General features: G+C 60.6%; 16 protein-coding genes. 6 read left to right on the top strand and 10 right to left on the bottom strand.

The genetic code is table 11. From position 1 onward, the window contains the following. The 9 genes from FZX13_RS11550 to grrP all read right to left on the bottom strand — a co-directional run. A partial coding sequence (locus FZX13_RS11550; RefSeq protein ID WP_226409685.1) for a translation initiation factor IF-2 N-terminal domain-containing protein occupies nucleotides 1–677 on the bottom strand: 677 nt, incomplete at its 3' end. Between the two features lie 69 nt (nucleotides 678–746). Then, a complete protein-coding gene (locus FZX13_RS11545) occupies nucleotides 747–1,025 on the bottom strand; it encodes a YlxR family protein (protein ID WP_115022254.1) in 279 nt (92 codons plus the stop codon). After that, on the bottom strand, nucleotides 1,022–2,485 hold the full coding sequence (gene nusA, locus FZX13_RS11540; RefSeq protein ID WP_226409684.1) for a transcription termination factor NusA: 1,464 nt from the start codon (nucleotides 2,483–2,485) through the stop codon (nucleotides 1,022–1,024). The genes FZX13_RS11545 and nusA overlap by 4 nt, the downstream gene beginning before the upstream one ends. Nucleotides 2,486–2,537: 52 nt before the next feature. Continuing rightward, nucleotides 2,538–3,005, bottom strand: a complete 468-nt coding sequence (gene rimP / locus FZX13_RS11535; RefSeq protein ID WP_226409683.1) for a ribosome maturation factor RimP — start codon at nucleotides 3,003–3,005, stop codon at nucleotides 2,538–2,540. Nucleotides 3,006–3,114: 109 nt separating this feature from the next. Beyond that, entirely contained in the window at nucleotides 3,115–3,372 is a 258-nt protein-coding gene (locus tag FZX13_RS11530) for a hypothetical protein (protein WP_226409682.1), read from the bottom strand. Nucleotides 3,373–3,430: 58 nt separating this feature from the next. Beyond that, entirely contained in the window at nucleotides 3,431–3,892 is a 462-nt protein-coding gene (locus FZX13_RS11525; RefSeq protein ID WP_226409681.1) for a hypothetical protein, read from the bottom strand. Between the two features lie 11 nt (nucleotides 3,893–3,903). Then, nucleotides 3,904–5,103, bottom strand: coding sequence for a cyclophane-forming radical SAM/SPASM peptide maturase GrrM/OscB (grrM, locus tag FZX13_RS11520; protein ID WP_226409680.1), 1,200 nt, complete (start codon nucleotides 5,101–5,103; stop codon nucleotides 3,904–3,906). Next, a complete protein-coding gene (gene grrA / locus FZX13_RS11515; RefSeq protein WP_226409679.1) occupies nucleotides 5,100–5,501 on the bottom strand; it encodes a GrrA/OscA1 family cyclophane-containing rSAM-modified RiPP in 402 nt (133 codons plus the stop codon). The genes grrM and grrA overlap by 4 nt, the downstream gene beginning before the upstream one ends. A 40-nt stretch (nucleotides 5,502–5,541) precedes the next feature. After that, nucleotides 5,542–6,402, bottom strand: a complete 861-nt coding sequence (gene grrP, locus FZX13_RS11510; RefSeq protein WP_226409678.1) for an extracellular substrate binding-like orphan protein GrrP — start codon at nucleotides 6,400–6,402, stop codon at nucleotides 5,542–5,544. 179 nt (nucleotides 6,403–6,581) lie between these two features. On the opposite strand from grrP, the gene FZX13_RS11505 reads away from it, so the two are divergent. After that, nucleotides 6,582–7,652, top strand: a complete 1,071-nt coding sequence (locus FZX13_RS11505) for a trypsin-like peptidase domain-containing protein (RefSeq protein WP_170952089.1) — start codon at nucleotides 6,582–6,584, stop codon at nucleotides 7,650–7,652. Nucleotides 7,653–7,689: 37 nt separating this feature from the next. Further along, nucleotides 7,690–8,409 (top strand): ribose-5-phosphate isomerase RpiA, encoded by a 720-nt coding sequence (rpiA, locus tag FZX13_RS11500; RefSeq protein WP_115093238.1) that lies wholly within the window; start codon nucleotides 7,690–7,692, stop codon nucleotides 8,407–8,409. Here rpiA and hisD read toward each other — a convergent pair. Continuing rightward, entirely contained in the window at nucleotides 8,402–9,709 is a 1,308-nt protein-coding gene (gene hisD, locus FZX13_RS11495) for a histidinol dehydrogenase (RefSeq protein WP_226409677.1), read from the bottom strand. The two genes, rpiA and hisD, sit on opposite strands and share 8 nt — an antisense overlap. A 107-nt stretch (nucleotides 9,710–9,816) precedes the next feature. Here hisD and rpsT point away from each other — a divergent pair, with 107 nt between their 5' ends. The 4 genes from rpsT to FZX13_RS11475 all read left to right on the top strand — a co-directional run bounded on the left by rpsT (nucleotide 9,817) and on the right by FZX13_RS11475 (nucleotide 16,478). Further along, entirely contained in the window at nucleotides 9,817–10,113 is a 297-nt protein-coding gene (gene rpsT, locus FZX13_RS11490) for a 30S ribosomal protein S20 (protein ID WP_115022238.1), read from the top strand. A 48-nt stretch (nucleotides 10,114–10,161) separates the two neighbouring features. Then, nucleotides 10,162–10,950 carry a TatD family hydrolase gene (locus tag FZX13_RS11485; RefSeq protein WP_226409676.1) on the top strand — a complete coding sequence of 263 codons (789 nt, stop codon included), beginning with the start codon at nucleotides 10,162–10,164 and terminating at the stop codon, nucleotides 10,948–10,950. A gap of 281 nt (nucleotides 10,951–11,231) precedes the next feature. Continuing rightward, a complete protein-coding gene (rpoB, locus tag FZX13_RS11480; protein WP_115022234.1) occupies nucleotides 11,232–14,525 on the top strand; it encodes a DNA-directed RNA polymerase subunit beta in 3,294 nt (1,097 codons plus the stop codon). A 48-nt stretch (nucleotides 14,526–14,573) separates the two neighbouring features. Continuing rightward, nucleotides 14,574–16,478: a DNA-directed RNA polymerase subunit gamma gene (locus FZX13_RS11475; protein WP_226409675.1), complete on the top strand. Its 1,905-nt coding sequence runs from the start codon at nucleotides 14,574–14,576 to the stop codon at nucleotides 16,476–16,478. The last annotated feature ends 22 nt before the right edge of the window (nucleotides 16,479–16,500 follow it).

Below are 16,500 nucleotides of genomic sequence, written 5' to 3'. Positions count from 1 at the left end.
TGCTGGCCCTGGCCTGGGGTGGGGCGCGCGGGACTTCCAGCCCCAGCGGGACGGGGCGTTGGCCGAGCCGGGGTGGGTGCTGTTGGTTTGGCGGCAGCCTTAGGCTTGCTCACCAGTTCCGGTTTGGTCGCTGGCGGTTTGCTGACGGGCTGGGGCTTTGAGGCTGCTCGCGGCGCGGGTGAGGCTGCAGGCCGAGGCACGGGCTTTGAAGCCGTGGGTCGCGAAGGCGCTGCCGGCGGTTTTTGAGGGGCAGCAGGCCGTGCCGGGGGCGCCGACGCTTTTGCGGGGGCCGGCGTGGGCTTGCTAATGATCGGTTTCGGCGTTGTGGCTGCCGGTGGTTTCGGGGGTGCTTGCGGCGTGGGAGCCACCTGAGGCTTGGCTGCCACAGGCTTGCTCACGGTCGGTGTGGGCTTGCTTGGTGCGGCAGGGGCTGCCTTTTTCACCGACAGGATCGCTTTCCCTGGTGCGGGCTTGGCAGGCGCAGCAGCAGCGGGCTTCGCACCATTCCCGCCCTTGACGAGGAGTGAACGAATCTTGCCGGCTTCAGCGTCGCTGATCGAGCTGCTGTGGCTCTTCGCAGCGATCGACAGCTTTTCAGCCGCGTCCAACACGTCCTTGTTCTCAAGGCCGAGGTCCTTGGACAGCTCGTAAATTCTGACTTTGCCGCTGCTGGTCATTCAGTTCGGGTCTCCGATCGGTCCGGGCATGGAATGCCGCGGTGGCCACTCACACAGTGGGGCCAATGTTCAGTCTGCCTCAGCGGATTCACCAGGGGTCTGGATAAGCCGCTGTTTCAACACCGCAAGCACTGTTTCGGGCACCTGACAACGCAGGGCTTTCTGTAGGCGTTTGCGACGGGTTGCCTCCTCAAGGCAGTTTTCCTCGGGACAGAGATAGGCCGATCGGCCCATCCCTGCATCGAGGAGAACTCCGTCCTGATGGTCGCGGATCACCCTCCAGAGTTGGCGGCGATCCAAGAGCTGGCGGCAGGCCACGCAGCGACGCAGGACGGGGCGCTCACTCACCGGACCTGCTCCTGGTCGGCATCGGCGTCCACCTCAGCCTCAGCCTCAGCCTCAGCCTCCGTGGCATCAGCTTCTGGCTCAGCGTCGATTTCAGTGTCGGCTTCAACCGCGGCGGGCTCCTCTTCCGTGAATTCCTGCTCGGCCTGCTCTTCGCCGTACTCCTCCTCGTCCTCGGGCAGCGGGTACAGCTCCCGCAGGCGTGCATCTTCTTCTGCCCGAGCAGCCTGTTCGGCGGCCAGGCGTTCCTCAGCTTGTTGCTGGAGGGCCTCCTCTTCCTCGCGCTGGGAGATCAACTCAGCCACCACGGCATCCTCAGCTTCCTGGTCGTACTCCGTGGAGTTCTTGATGTCGATCTTCCAGCCGGTGAGTCGGGCGGCCAGGCGCACGTTCTGGCCTTCACGGCCGATGGCCAGGCTCAACTGATCGGGGGGAACCAGCACGTGGGCATGCTGCCCCATCGGATCAACGAGGCGCACCATGTCCACCCTGGCGGGGCTGAGGGAATTGGCGATGTACTGACCTGGATCCTGAGACCAGCGAATGACGTCGATTTTTTCGCCACGCAGTTCGTTCACCACCTGCTGAATGCGGGATCCGCGGGCTCCGATGCAGGCACCGACGGGATCGACTTCACGCTCGATACTGTCGACGGCCACCTTGGTGCGGGGTCCCACCGAACGGGAGGGTGGATTGGCCTCGCGGGCCACGGCCACGATCCGTACGGATCCCTCCTGAATTTCGGGAACTTCGTTCTCAAATAGGTAGACCACCAAACCGGCATTGGAGCGGCTGACGAAAAGCTGTGGTCCCCGCCGGGGAACTTCGCTGACCTCTTTGAGGAACACCTTGAAGGTGGCGTTGGCGCGGTAGTTGTCGTTGGGCAGCTGATCGCGACGGGGGAGTTCCGCCTCGACTTCCGGACGCCCCAGGCCTGAGCTGACCGCCATGATCACTGACTGGCGCTCGAAGCGGATCACCCGTGCGGTCAGCACCGGATCCTCCAGATCGGCGAACTCCTCCTGGATCATGCGGCGCTGTTGATCCCGCAGTTTCTGGGCCAGCACCTGTTTGGTGGTGGCGGCGGCCATCCGGCCAAAATCCTCCTTCTCCGGGGTGACATCCAGCACCACCGTGTCGCCCACCTGGGCATCATCAGCCACCTGCATCACCTCGGCAATGGCGATCTGGTGGTCTTCGCTTTCCACCTCATCAACAATGATTTTGCTGGCGAGAACCCGGTATCCCTCCTCTTCCAGGTCAAGGCCGACGTCGAAGTTGCTGAAGTACTCCTCATCAAAGGGGTCTTCGCTTATCCCGAGGTAAAGGGTGCGCCGGTAGCGCTCGTAGCCCTTCAGTAGGGCCTCCCGCAGGGCTGCTTCCACAACCTGAGGTGGCAGCTTCTTCTCTTCACTGATGTCGTCGATCAGATTGGTGAGACCTGGAAGAAGTACGAGAGCCATCGCGTTGGTTTAAGGGAAGGGTTGAGCGGTTGGAGGGGGGTGAACGCTGGGTTCAGCTGCCTGGACTGGTGAGGCGGACACCGATCACGCAATCGCGGGGAATCCGTTTAACTCGCCCGCGAATGTTGATCTGCAGCGTGTCGGCGTCGCGTTCAAGCAAGAGGCCTTCAAGGCGTTGCTCGGTCTCGCCCTTGTCGCGGTGATGGACCTCGATGGGAAAGCCGCGGAAGGTCTGAAAATCGCGATCGCTGGACAGCTGCTCGCCGATTCCGGGACTGCTGATCTCCAGAACATACGCGTCAGTGAGCAGGGTGGAGGCCTCAAGGGCATCCCCAAGCACTCCGCTGAAACCCGCGCAGTCGTCGAGGCTCACATCCGCTCCACTGCTGTGGCGGATCTGCACTTCCAGGGTCATCGGGCTCATATGAGTGAGCAGCTGGATGCCGCAAAGGTCAAAGCCTTTGCGGGCGGCCACGTCGGTGGCCAGCGTTTCGAGATCCGGAAGCAGAGGATGAGGCAACGCGAACTGAGGGCGGACGTCGGTCCGACGTGCATTTCAGTTGTGACCGATCTCCGCAGGGAGATGCCCGTCGGACACACCTTCAATGTAGGGGACTGCCCGCCATCCGTCAGGTGTTGCCCAGATCGATGGGCGGTGCATCGGGGAAAGCGTCACCAGCCTGTTCGGTGCCGCGACCTTCGGAATCCTGATTGATGCAGATGCGCTGACGGTCAGGATCAGTCACGTACTGACAGACGCGACTCCAAAGTTTGCTGCGGCTGCCCTGGGGGCCATTGCTGAACTGCACAATGTCCGCTCGTCCTGGGGAGGACTCGATGACGACCTGGCAGAGCTGACATCGTTGTGAATCAGCGGATTTGCTCAAGGCTGAAGATCACAAATTGGCCCGAAGCTAGGCAGAAGCTTCCAAAGCCGCAGTGCGATCAGTGGCAGCCCTGTACGGAAATGCGGTAGCTGAATCCAGTGGCTTGCGGGTCGTTGTTGGCCCCGATCCGGAAATTCACCTGGCTGATGCTCTTGCCTGAGACCTGCTGGAAGGGCCCAAACATGCGGCCGGTGCCTACAGGCGGCTGCAGTTGTTCATCGGCCACCTTGCTGTTGCTTCCATCGCTGAATTTGAGGAAGGCCTGAATGGGATAACTGCTGGGATCGCTGGAATCGGCGGTGAAAAACAGCTTGAAGCTGCGGTAGGGCTGATCCACCACGAAATCGGTGTTCCAGTTGGTGCGGCCGACTGCTTTACCGATGAGCCCTTTGGGACGCTCCACCTTTTTTTTCACAATGGGGTCGCCGCCGCCCACCGGAGTCAGAAAGGTGCAGGCGGCTCGGGCCTGCATCGGAATGAGCAGCAGGCCCAGGACAGGCAGGACAGCGATGGACCGCATGGAGAACCAGATCAATTGGGTGTGATGGGAGTCAGGGGAGGACCCTCTTCGAACCGCTCCAGCAAAACCTGAACAGGAATCTGGGTGCCGAAGCGACAGGCATTGGTTTCGCTGGCCGCCAGGCTGCCGTGCTCCCAGAACTTGTTGCTGCCGGTGCCCCCACCACAGAGCCCGAAGTACTCGCAGCCCTTGTGGCAGGTATCGACACCGCTGCTCATGTCAGCCAGGAGGCGACGGAACTGATCGGTTTTGGTGGACTCCACCAACGACAGATCACGCAGGTTGCCGAGGTTGAAGGTGCCGTAGCGGTCGCTGGCCACTGACAGCAGCTCGGGGTCGAACGTGGAGAAATTCCCATCCGAATCAACGCTGAGAATCGAGAACGGGCGATTGAGCTCGTTCTGGGTCATCCGTTCGTTGCCTTGAATCAGGCTGATCACCTGCTCGAATTCCCGCAGCACGACGGGATGACCGTCTTGCTCGCTAAGGCGCCAGAAAGCTCGGAGGAAGTCGCGATACTTCTCCTCCATGACTGAGCCTTGCATCGAGGAACTGGTGTGAATGCCCTCCTGTTCCTCAACGTTGAAGCCCACATCGGTGATGCCGTTGTCCCGGAAGAAGCGATACATCCGCTCCGGTTGCTCCATGGCATCAGCGGTGACCACCGAGATGCAGTGGAAGGGCACATCGTTGCGGTGCAGGGCTTCAATCCCTTTCATCGCCATGGCGTGGGATCCGCGTCCATTGCGGAAGCGCCGGTGGGCGTCGTGGATGTCCTCTGGGCCATCCACACTGATCCCCACCACAATGCGGTTGCGCCGGAAGCAGTCGCACCACGCATCGTTGATCAACGTTGCGTTGGTCTGAACGTGCTGGGTGAAGTCCAGCCCCTGGGCGTTGAACTGCTCGAGGCTGCGATGCAGGATCGCCGTTGCCTCGTCGTACCAACTGGTGGGCAGGGTGAGCGGTTCCCCGGCATGCCATACCAGTCCGAACTCCGGCCCGGCATAGGGGCTTTCCAGAATCCGCTGGATCAATAGAGGCAGTAGATCGAGGTCGAAAACCCGCTTCTTCTGCCGATCGGGCAGATAGCAGTAAGAACAATCGAGGTTGCACAACGATGTCGACTGCACAACCACGAGGCCGATGGGCCCGAACCGGTTGAGGTCGGGCCTGACATTGGAAGAGACGTTTGGGGAAGAAACAATCACCAGTTCACGAATCCGCCGCCACCGTTGCGCCAGCCACCGCCACCGTTGCGCCAGCCACCGCCGTAGCCACCGTTGCCCCAGGTGTTGCGGCTATTGCCCCACTTGTTGCCGCTCTTTCCATTGCCCCACTTGCCTTTTCCCCGGCTGTTGCCGAACTTTTTGCCTTTGCCGTTTTTCCATTTGCTCTTGGCAACAAGCTCACCTTCGATTTCGGGATCCTTGAGCAGGCTGCCCCAGTCGGTGTTCCGAACCGCTTCGATTCGGGCTTCGATGCTGTTGGCTTTGGCCTGACCGTTGAGTTGCTCAGGCGCGCTGTAGCTGGAGCTGGCTTGGGCGGTTTGGCACAGCACGGCACTGGAGGCCAGCAGTGCTTGAAAGGCAATAAGAGAACGCTTCATGGCTGTTGATGGATAAAGAAGGAAAGCAATCGAGGAGCAGTCAGATTCCCGGTGTCGCTGGGGTGTTGATTTCTGCTGTGACGCTGAGGATCAAGCCGTACAAGGAGCGGATTGACTCTTGGCTCAGGCCCACATCGCTGCCGGGACCAATCCAACGGTTGATCATGCGGCGCGTTCCGGCATCACCATCCATGTAGGCCTGCATCATCTGTCCCAACGCGATGTTGGTGGACGAGAGCAGCTTGCCGTTGTCCTGCTTGACGATGCAGCTGATGCCCGAGCGGCCGTAGGGGCGGAAGGGCAGTAGAGCCGTTTTGTCGATTCGGCTGTTGGCGGCCAACCAGAGGGTTCCACCACCGAGGATCGGAACGTCACCCGTGTAGAAGGCATCCAACGCTTCCTTGGGGGTGTCGAAGTTTTTCAGTGTGGCGCCGGGCACCACGCTCTTCAGAACCTTGGCGGAGGCGGTGTCCTTGACCACGCCGATGGTTTCTCCTGCCAACGAGTCAGGGGTTCCATCGATGGTTGTATCTCTGGCCATCAGCAGCCGTGTGCCACCGACGCCGAAGGGAAGGCTGTAAGTGACCTGAGTGGAGCGGCCCCAGGTGAAGGCCACACCACAGGCGATGTCGGCCTTGCCGGTGATGACGGCACCAATGCCGTCATTGACGGAAGACGCGACTCGGTAAGTCACGTTGCGGCGGTTGGCCTGAATCCGGATCTGTTCGAGAACATCAACCCCGAGGCCTTCGTAGCCGGTGTCGGTTTTTTGATACAGCGGCTTGACTTCCTCAAAAATCACCGCCTTAAGCGTTGTGCTTTCCGCGGAGGCTTGTGGAGTCAGGGCAACTGGGCCAGCCAGGGCAAGCAGCGCTGCCGCTGGAGCCAGAAATGCACGCATGCGAAAACTGCGTTTGCTTGACTCTTAGCTGGATTTTTTAGGCTTGTCCGCCGATTGCAATGGGCGTTGTGAGAATGCGATCGATCGGGACCAACGCCCGCTTCCCCGGCTGGATCCGATAAAAAGAAGTCAATTCGTCGGTCCTGGTGTTGCGGTACGCCCTGCGTCAACTGTTGGTAGTGCTGGTGGCAGTGGCCTGCTTTGTCGGTGATGGAGCGTCCGTGCAGGCTCTAGAGCACAGCTTTGTAGCCGATGCCGTTCAGCGGGTGGCCCCGGCTGTGGTTCGGATCGATACCGAGCGCACCATTGAACGGCAGCCGTTTGATCCCACGCTTCTCGATCCGTTGCTGCGGGATCTGCTTGGGGACCCGCCTGCGGGTCCGGGGCGGGAACGTGGTCAAGGCTCCGGTGTGGTGATTGATCCCCAGGGGCTTGTGCTCACCAACGCTCATGTGGTGGATCGGGTGGAGTCCGTCAGCGTCACACTGGCCAACGGGGATCAACGCGATGGCCGGGTGGTGGGCACCGATGCCGTGACGGATCTGGCCCTAGTGCGTCTTGAGGGTGATCAATTGCCGCCGCGGGCTCCTCTGGGTGACTCCGAAGCCATGCAAGTGGGCGATTGGGCGATCGCCCTCGGCACCCCATTTGGACTGGAACGCACGGTGACCCTAGGAATTGTCAGCAGCCTGCATCGCAACATCAACAGTCTTGGTTTTGCTGACAAACGGCTTGAACTGATTCAGACCGACGCCGCCATCAACCCCGGTAATTCCGGCGGCCCCTTGGTGAACGGTGATGGCCAAGTGATTGGGATTAATACCTTGGTGCGTTCTGGCCCTGGGGCTGGCCTTGGTTTTGCTATCCCGATCAACCTGGCCCGCAGGGTGGCCGATCAGCTGCAGCAGCAGGGTGAGGTGGTGCATCCCTATATCGGCCTTCAATTGGTCGCTCTCACGCCCCGGATCGCGCGCGAGCACAACAAGGATCCCAATGCCCTTGTGCAGCTGCCGGAACGCAGCGGTGCTCTAGTTCAAGCCGTGCTTCCCGATGGCCCGGCCGAAAAAGCGGGCCTGCGCCGCGGTGATCTTTTGATCACTGCTGATGATCGCGACATCCCCGATCCTCAGGTGCTTCTGGAAGTGGTGGATGCTGCTGCCATCAATGCTCCACTGCCCTTGAAGGTGCTGCGGGCGGGTCGCGAGTTGACCCTGTCGGTCAAACCTGAGCCCCTGCCTGGAATGGCTTGAAACCCTTGCTACGGTCGCGCCCAAAGGACGAGACCTGATGGCTGATCTTCAGACCCAGATGAAGCAGGCAGTGGCCGATGCCGCTGTTGAACAGATCAAAGACGGCATGGTGCTGGGTCTGGGATCTGGGTCGACTGCCGCACTAATGATTCAAGGCCTGGGCGCCAAACTCGCCAGCGGCGAACTCAAAGACATCGTGGGTGTAACGACCTCTTTTCAGGGGGAGGTGCTGGCCGCAGAGCTGAACATCCCTCTGCTCAGCCTCAATGCCGTCAACCGTATTGATCTGGCCATAGACGGTGCTGATGAAGTCGATCCTGGCTTCCAGTTGATCAAGGGCGGTGGTGCTTGCCATGTACAGGAAAAACTCGTAGCTGCAAGGGCCGATCGTTTTGTGGTGGTGGTGGATTCCACGAAACTTGTGGATCGTCTCAACCTCGGTTTTCTGCTGCCGGTTGAAGTTCTTCCGGGTGCCTGGCGCCAGGTGAAGCAGCAGCTGGAAGCCCTTGGGGGTACTGCTGAACTGCGGATGGCCCAGCGCAAGGCCGGCCCTGTGGTTACGGATCAGGGCAATTTGGTGCTGGACGCCAAGCTCAATGGAGGCATCACCGATCCAGTGGCCCTGGAGCAGACCATCAACAACATTCCGGGAGTGCTGGAGAACGGATTGTTCGTCAACATCACCGATGAGGTGTTGGTGGGCGAGATCGCTGATGGCGTGGCGGGGGTCCGCAGTCTGGAGAAGCGCCTCAGCTGAGGCGCCGTCGCACCGATTCGGCGTGGCTGTGCAGGCCTTCACTGGTGGCCAACTCCTGCACAGCTGAACCTGTTGCTTCCAGAGCAGCCCGGTTGAATCCGATCAGTGAGGTGTGGCGCATGAAGGTTTCAACGCTCAGCGCTCCACTGAAACGTGCGGCTCCACAGGTGGGCAGGGTGTGGTTCGGACCTGCGAGGTAATCCCCAACGGCTTCCGGAGACCAGGGGCCCAGGAAAATGGCTCCAGCGTTCTGGATCCGATCCGCCAGAGGTTCGGGACGTTCGACCAGGAGCTCTAGATGTTCCGGAGCGAAGCTGTCGCTCAGGCGGGCACAGCTCTCGAGGTCGTCGCACACCACCACCAGCCCCCAGTCCCGCAGTGCGGCTTCGCAGATCTCGCGACGGGGGTGGTTGGTGAGCTGCTCGGCGACCGCGGCGTTGATCCCGTCGGCCAGAGCATGGTCGGTGGTGATCAGCACCGCCGCCGCCAGAGGATCGTGCTCAGCCTGCGCCAGCAGATCCGCAGCCACCTGATCCGGCTGTGCGGAGTGGTCGGCAATCACCAGCACCTCGCTTGGACCTGCCAGGGAATCGATGGCGACCTGGCCGTAAACCGCTTGTTTCGCAAGGGTGACGTACAGGTTGCCTGGGCCGCTGATCACATCCACTTTGGGCACGCTTTCACTGCCGTAGGCCATGGCGGCAATGGCTTGGGCGCCCCCGAGGCGGAACACCGTCTTCACGCCGGCGAGGTGCGCCGCTGCCAGCACCACAGGGTTGACCTTGCCATCCCGGCCGGCGGGGGAACAGATCACCAGCTCTTTCACCCCAGCGACACGGGCTGGTACTGCATTCATCAGCACCGTGCTGGGGTAGGCCGCGCGTCCGCCGGGCACGTAGAGACCCGCCCGCTGCACCGGTCTCCAGCGCCGTCCGAGCTGCTCGCCGTGGGGACCTGTTACTGCTAGGTCGGCGGGACGTTGGCGTTGGTGGAAATCGGTGATGCGGCGATGGGCCAGCTCCAGGGCATCACGCAGGTTGGTCGGCAGCGTGGACCAGGCCTGTTCGAGCGCTTCCTGGGGAACCGCCATCGGCAGAGGCCGAAAGCCATCGAACTGTTCTGTGAAGTCTGCGATCGCCGCATCACCGCGGTCGAAGACCGCTGCAAGAATCGCGTCGACCCGCTGTCTGGCCTCGCTTTGCTGGGTCTGAGCCGTGCGGCTTGATAAGCGCTGTAGTTCTGTCTGGGCCTGTTCCGGATCCCGCACGATGCGCAGGGGAGCGACGGCCGGTTGGCTCACAGACAAAGGTACGTGTGGAAGATGTAGTCAAGTTAGGACTCGACAACACTGGGAAGCGGTCCTGTCACGGAGTAGGGTGCTGGATTGTTCGCAACGTTGAAGCCTCAGTGGCCAATAACAAGTCAGCCAAGAAGCGGATTGAGATTGCTGAGCGCAACCGTCTGCGCAATCGCACCTACAAGTCGTCCCTGCGCACGTTGATGAAGCGTTGCTTCACCGCTTGTGACGCTTACAGCGCAACGCCTGGTGACGAAGCCAAGACCACGGTGCAGAGCTCGATGCGAGCCGCCTTCAGCAAGATCGACAAGGCGGTGAAGGTCGGTGTCCTGCACCGCAACAATGGCGCCAACCAGAAGTCCCGTCTCAGTGCGGCGGTGCGCAAGGTGCTCGAGCCCGCCAGCTGATTCGGTTTCAACCGGCAGAATGGGCCGAAAGCGCGTTTCGGCCCAGCTGTGTCTCCCCTCCCGACGCTGATCGACAGTCACTGTCACATCGTCTTTCGCAATTTTGACGAGGACCTCGATGAGGTGGCCACACGCTGGCGAGAGGCCGGTGTCGGAGCCTTGTTGCATGCCTGTGTCGAGCCCTCCGAAATCCCCGCGATTCGGGCATTGGCTGATCGGTTTCCCGAAATGCGGTATTCCGTCGGCGTCCATCCTTTGGACACTCAACATTGGGCTGATGACACGGTGGCGGTGCTGCGTCGGGCTGCCCTGGAGGATGACCGGGTGGTCGCGATCGGTGAGCTCGGGCTTGATCTCTTCCGCGAGAAGAACCTTGAGGATCAGCTTGCTGTGCTGCGTCCGCAGCTTGATCTGGCGGTGGAGCTGAACCTGCCAGTGATTATTCACTGCCGTGATGCCGCCGAGCCGATGCTGGTTGAACTTCGGGCCCGTCAGGCGGAGGGTCGTTGTCCCGCGGGGGTCATGCATTGCTGGGGCGGCACTCCCGATGAAATGCAGCAGTTCCTGGAGCTGGGTCTGTACATCAGCTTCAGTGGCACCGTGACCTTTTCTAAGGCTGAGCCCACCCACGACTGCGCCCGTCAGGTGCCTGAGGATCGTTTTTTGGTGGAAACCGATTGCCCCTTCTTGGCTCCCGTACCTCGTCGCGGCAAGCGCAATGAGCCGGCCTTTGTGGCATCTGTCGCGACGCGTGTGGCTGAGCTGCGGGGTGTGGATCTCGAGAGCGTGGCTTGCAGCAGCACCGCCAACGCCCGACGATTGTTTGGACTCCCTTAACTGCTCTTCCAAGAGTGTCGAGTCCATATGTAAGATGTTGTATTGGCCTGGCCATGCGCGGGATTCGTTCTTGTGTGTGGTGCCTGAAGCGTCCATTTCCTTCCGGTGCACTTGTCGTCGTCAGCTGATCTGACCCGCGATTTCTGAACAGCAGCAGCGGCTCTGTCGGTTCCTTTCTGGAAACCGTAGGTGCCGCTGTTGTGGGGAATCGTCCTGTCGGGTGAGCTTTTGCCGCCAATCCAGACCTTCTCAGTCCCTTCGTCCTCTCTGCCGGTCCCCGCATGAGCAGCAGCGCGATTCAGGTCGCCAAGACCGCCACCTACCTCCCTGATCTGGTGGAGGTGCAGCGGGCCAGCTTTAAGTGGTTTTTGGATCAAGGTCTGATTGAGGAGCTGGAAAGCTTCTCTCCGATCACGGATTACACCGGCAAGCTGGAGCTGCACTTCATCGGTAGCGAGTACCGCCTGAAGCGCCCCCGCCACGATGTGGAAGAGGCGAAGCGTCGCGATGCGACCTTTGCCTCACAGATGTATGTCACCTGCCGTCTGGTCAACAAGGAGACCGGTGAGATCAAAGAGCAGGAGGTCTTTATCGGCGAACTACCGCTGATGACAGAGCGCGGCACGTTCATCATCAACGGTGCTGAGCGCGTGATCGTGAATCAGATCGTGCGGAGCCCCGGTGTCTATTTCAAGGATGAAATGGACAAGAACGGTCGGCGCACATACAACGCCAGCGTCATCCCCAACCGTGGAGCCTGGCTGAAGTTTGAGACCGATAAGAACGACTTGCTGCACGTCCGTGTGGACAAGACCCGCAAGATCAATGCGCACGTGCTCATGCGTGCCATGGGTCTGTCCGACAACGACGTGCTCGACAAGCTGCGTCATCCCGAGTTCTATAAGAAGTCGATTGATGCCGCTAATGACGAGGGCATCAGTTCGGAAGACCAGGCGCTGCTCGAGCTCTACAAGAAACTTCGTCCGGGTGAACCCCCCTCGGTGAGCGGCGGTCAGCAGTTACTGCAGACCCGTTTCTTTGATCCAAAGCGTTACGACCTCGGGAGGGTCGGTCGCTACAAGATCAACAAAAAACTGCGCCTCACCATCCCCGACACGGTGCGCACCCTCACCCATGAGGACGTGCTCTCCACCCTTGATTACTTGATCAATTTGGAGCTGGATGTCGGCGGCGCCACCCTCGATGACATTGACCACCTCGGTAACCGCAGGGTGCGTTCAGTCGGTGAACTGCTGCAAAACCAGGTTCGGGTCGGTCTGAACCGCCTGGAGCGGATCATCAAGGAACGGATGACCGTCGGTGAAACCGATTCGCTGACTCCGGCGCAGTTGGTGAATCCCAAACCTCTGGTGGCGGCGATCAAGGAGTTCTTTGGCTCCAGCCAGCTGAGCCAGTTCATGGATCAGACCAACCCCCTGGCTGAGCTGACCCACAAGCGCCGTATCTCGGCCCTGGGACCTGGAGGTCTCACCCGTGAGCGTGCTGGCTTTGCCGTCCGCGATATTCACCCCTCCCACTACGGCCGCCTCTGTCCGATTGAGACGCCGGAAGGTCCCAATGCCGGTCTGATCAACTCCCTGGCGACCCATGCCAGGGTCAACGAATATGGTTTCATCGAAACCCCGTTCTGGAAGGTGGAGAACGGTGTCGTCATCAAGGAAGGTGACCCGATCTATCTGTCCGCGGACCGTGAAGACGAAGTGCGCGTTGCCCCGGGTGACGTGGCCACTGAGGGCGACGGTCGGATCACGGCGGATCTGATTCCTGTGCGCTATCGCCAGGATTTTGAGAAAGTCCCCCCGGAGCAGGTCGACTACGTAGCCCTATCGCCGGTTCAGGTGATCTCCGTGGCAACGTCCCTGATCCCCTTCCTGGAGCACGACGACGCCAACCGGGCCCTGATGGGCTCCAACATGCAGCGTCAGGCTGTGCCGCTGCTGCGCCCCGAGCGTGCTCTGGTGGGCACCGGTCTCGAGACCCAGGTGGCCCGCGACTCCGGCATGGTGCCGATCTCCCGGGTGAATGGCACCGTCACTTATGTGGATGCCAACGCCATCGTTGTTCAGGACGAGGACGGCAATGAGCACACTCACTTCTTGCAGAAGTACCAGCGCTCCAACCAGGACACCTGTCTGAACCAGCGTCCGATCGTCCGATGTGGCGATCCCGTGATCGTCGGCCAGGTGATGGCGGATGGCTCGGCCTGTGAAGGTGGTGAGATCGCCCTCGGACAGAACGTTCTGATCGCTTACATGCCTTGGGAGGGCTACAACTACGAGGACGCGCTGCTGGTCAGCGAACGTCTGGTTACCGACGACCTCTACACCTCGGTGCACATCGAGAAGTACGAGATTGAAGCGCGGCAGACCAAGCTCGGTCCCGAGGAGATCACCCGAGAGATTCCCAACGTCGCTGAGGAAAGCCTCGGCAACCTCGACGAGATGGGCATCATTCGCGTGGGTGCTTTCGTCGAAAGCGGCGACATCCTGGTGGGCAAGGTGACGCCCAAGGGCGAATCCGATCAGCCGCCGGAGGAGAAGCTGCTCCGCGCGATCTTCGGTGAAAAGGCTCGCGATGTTCGCGATAACTCCCTGCGCGTGCCTGGCACAGAGCGCGGCCGCGTTGTGGATGTGCGCATCTACACCCGTGAACAGGGTGATGAGCTGCCTCCTGGCGCCAACATGGTGGTCAGGGTTTATGTGGCTCAGCGCCGCAAGATCCAGGTCGGCGACAAGATGGCCGGTCGCCATGGCAACAAGGGCATCATCAGCCGCATCCTTCCCCGGGAGGACATGCCTTATCTCCCCGACGGGACCCCTGTCGACATCGTGCTCAACCCCTTGGGTGTGCCGAGCCGGATGAATGTCGGTCAGGTGTTTGAGCTGCTGATGGGTTGGGCGGCGTCCAACTTGGACTGCCGTGTACGCATCGTTCCCTTCGATGAGATGTATGGGGCTGAAAAGTCTCAGCAGACTGTGGAGACCTTCCTTAAGGAAGCCGCCAAGCAGCCCGGCAAGGGTTGGGTGTACGACCCCGCAGATCCTGGAAAGCTCCAGCTGCGCGATGGGCGCACGGGTCTGCCCTTCGACCAGCCCGTGGCCGTGGGCTATTCCCACTTCCTCAAGTTGGTCCACCTGGTGGACGACAAGATCCACGCTCGTTCCACCGGCCCCTACTCCTTGGTCACCCAGCAGCCTCTGGGTGGTAAGGCACAGCAAGGCGGCCAGCGTCTGGGTGAGATGGAAGTTTGGGCACTTGAGGCCTATGGCGCCGCCTACACCCTGCAGGAACTGCTCACGGTCAAGTCCGATGACATGCAGGGCCGCAACGAGGCCCTCAATGCAATCGTCAAGGGCAAGCCGATCCCCCGTCCAGGTACGCCGGAATCCTTCAAGGTGCTGATGCGTGAGCTTCAGTCTCTGGGTCTGGACATCGCCGTCTATACCGATGAAGGCAAGGAAGTGGATCTGATGCAGGACGTGAACCCGCGTCGCAGCACCCCCAGCAGGCCCACCTACGAATCCCTCGGCGTCGCGGATTACGACGAGGACTGACGGATCAACGAACGAACCGATTCCCCGCTCCTTCTTCCATAACCGTCAATGACCAACAGCAACCTCCGCACCGAGAACCACTTCGATTACGTCAAGATCACCCTCGCCTCACCCGACCGGGTGATGGAGTGGGGACAGCGCACCCTGCCCAACGGCCAGGTTGTCGGTGAGGTCACCAAGCCGGAGACCATCAACTACCGCACCCTCAAACCCGAGATGGACGGGCTGTTCTGCGAAAAGATCTTTGGCCCTTCTAAAGACTGGGAGTGCCACTGCGGTAAGTACAAGCGGGTGCGTCACCGGGGCATCGTTTGTGAGCGCTGCGGTGTGGAGGTCACTGAGAGCCGCGTGCGTCGTCACCGCATGGGCTTTATCAAGCTGGCGGCTCCTGTCTCCCACGTCTGGTATCTGAAGGGGATTCCCAGCTACGTGGCCATCCTGCTGGACATGCCCCTGCGGGATGTTGAGCAGATCGTCTACTTCAACTGCTATGTGGTGCTGGATCCCGGCGATCACAAGGATCTGAAGTACAAGCAGCTGCTGACCGAAGACGAGTGGCTGGAAATTGAAGACGAGATCTACGCCGAAGACTCCGAGATCGAGAACGAGCCGGTGGTGGGCATCGGTGCCGAGGCTCTCAAGCAACTACTCGAAGATCTCACCCTCGATGAGGTGGCTGAGCAGCTGCGTGAGGAGATCAATGGCAGCAAGGGCCAGAAGCGCGCCAAGTTGATCAAGCGTCTGCGCGTGATCGACAACTTCATCGCTACCAGTGCCCGTCCTGAGTGGATGGTGCTGGATGTGATTCCAGTGATTCCGCCTGACCTGCGCCCGATGGTGCAGCTCGATGGTGGACGCTTTGCTACCAGCGATCTCAACGATCTCTACCGGCGGGTGATTAACCGCAACAACCGCCTGGCTCGGTTGCAGGAAATACTGGCTCCCGAAATCATCGTCCGCAACGAGAAGCGGATGCTGCAGGAGGCCGTCGACGCTCTCATCGACAACGGCCGTCGCGGGCGCACCGTTGTGGGTGCCAACAACCGGCCGCTCAAGTCATTGAGCGACATCATCGAAGGTAAGCAGGGTCGCTTCCGTCAGAACCTGTTGGGTAAGCGGGTCGACTACTCCGGTCGTTCCGTGATCGTGGTCGGTCCCAAGCTCAAGATGCACCAGTGCGGTCTCCCAAAGGAGATGGCGATTGAGCTGTTCCAGCCGTTCGTCATCCACCGCCTGATCCGCCAGAACATCGTCAACAACATCAAGGCGGCCAAAAAGCTGATTCAGCGTGCCGATGATGAAGTGATGCAGGTTTTGCAGGAGGTGATCGACGGTCACCCGATCCTGTTGAACCGGGCTCCAACCCTGCACCGTCTCGGTATTCAGGCCTTCGAACCCAAGTTGGTGGATGGACGTGCCATTCAGCTCCATCCCCTGGTCTGCCCAGCCTTTAACGCTGACTTTGACGGCGACCAGATGGCTGTTCACGTGCCCCTGGCCATCGAGGCTCAGACCGAAGCCCGCATGCTGATGCTGGCCAGCAACAACATCCTTTCGCCTGCAACAGGCGAGCCGATCATCACTCCGTCTCAGGACATGGTGTTGGGCTCTTACTACCTGACGGCGCTTCAGCCCGATGCGACCAAGCCAGAGTTCGGAGACCGCAGCTGCACCTTTGCGGGCCTGGAGGATGTCATCCACGCCTTCGAGGACACTCGCCTGGGTCTTCACGATTGGGTTTGGGTTCGCTTTAACGGCGAGGTCCAAGACGATGACGAGCTGGATGCACCCATCAAGAGCGAATCACTCAGTGACGGCACGCGCATTGAACAGTGGAGCTTCCGCCGCGACCGTTTCGATGAAGACGGTGCCCTGATTAGTCGCTACATCCTCACCACCGTGGGCCGCGTGGTGATGAATCACACGATCATCAACGCGGTAGCCGTCGGCTGAATCAAAACAGACGCCCTTTCCT

The organism is Synechococcus sp. MU1625 (genome assembly GCF_020514205.1).
Lineage (GTDB): Bacteria > Cyanobacteriota > Cyanobacteriia > PCC-6307 > Cyanobiaceae > Parasynechococcus.
The sequence above is the reverse complement of the archived record's forward strand: the minus strand, read 5'-3'. Positions and strand labels throughout refer to the sequence as shown.

Coding starts and splice junctions, on each gene's coding strand:
- nusA (WP_226409684.1), bottom strand. CDS start 2,485: ATGGCTCTCGTACTTCTTCCAGGTCTCACCAATCTGATCGACGACATC.
- FZX13_RS11525 (WP_226409681.1), bottom strand. CDS start 3,892: ATGCGGTCCATCGCTGTCCTGCCTGTCCTGGGCCTGCTGCTCATTCCG.
- grrA (WP_226409679.1), bottom strand. CDS start 5,501: ATGAAGCGTTCTCTTATTGCCTTTCAAGCACTGCTGGCCTCCAGTGCC.
- grrP (WP_226409678.1), bottom strand. CDS start 6,402: ATGCGTGCATTTCTGGCTCCAGCGGCAGCGCTGCTTGCCCTGGCTGGC.
- rpiA (WP_115093238.1), top strand. CDS start 7,690: ATGGCTGATCTTCAGACCCAGATGAAGCAGGCAGTGGCCGATGCCGCT.
- rpoB (WP_115022234.1), top strand. CDS start 11,232: ATGAGCAGCAGCGCGATTCAGGTCGCCAAGACCGCCACCTACCTCCCT.
- FZX13_RS11475 (WP_226409675.1), top strand. CDS start 14,574: ATGACCAACAGCAACCTCCGCACCGAGAACCACTTCGATTACGTCAAG.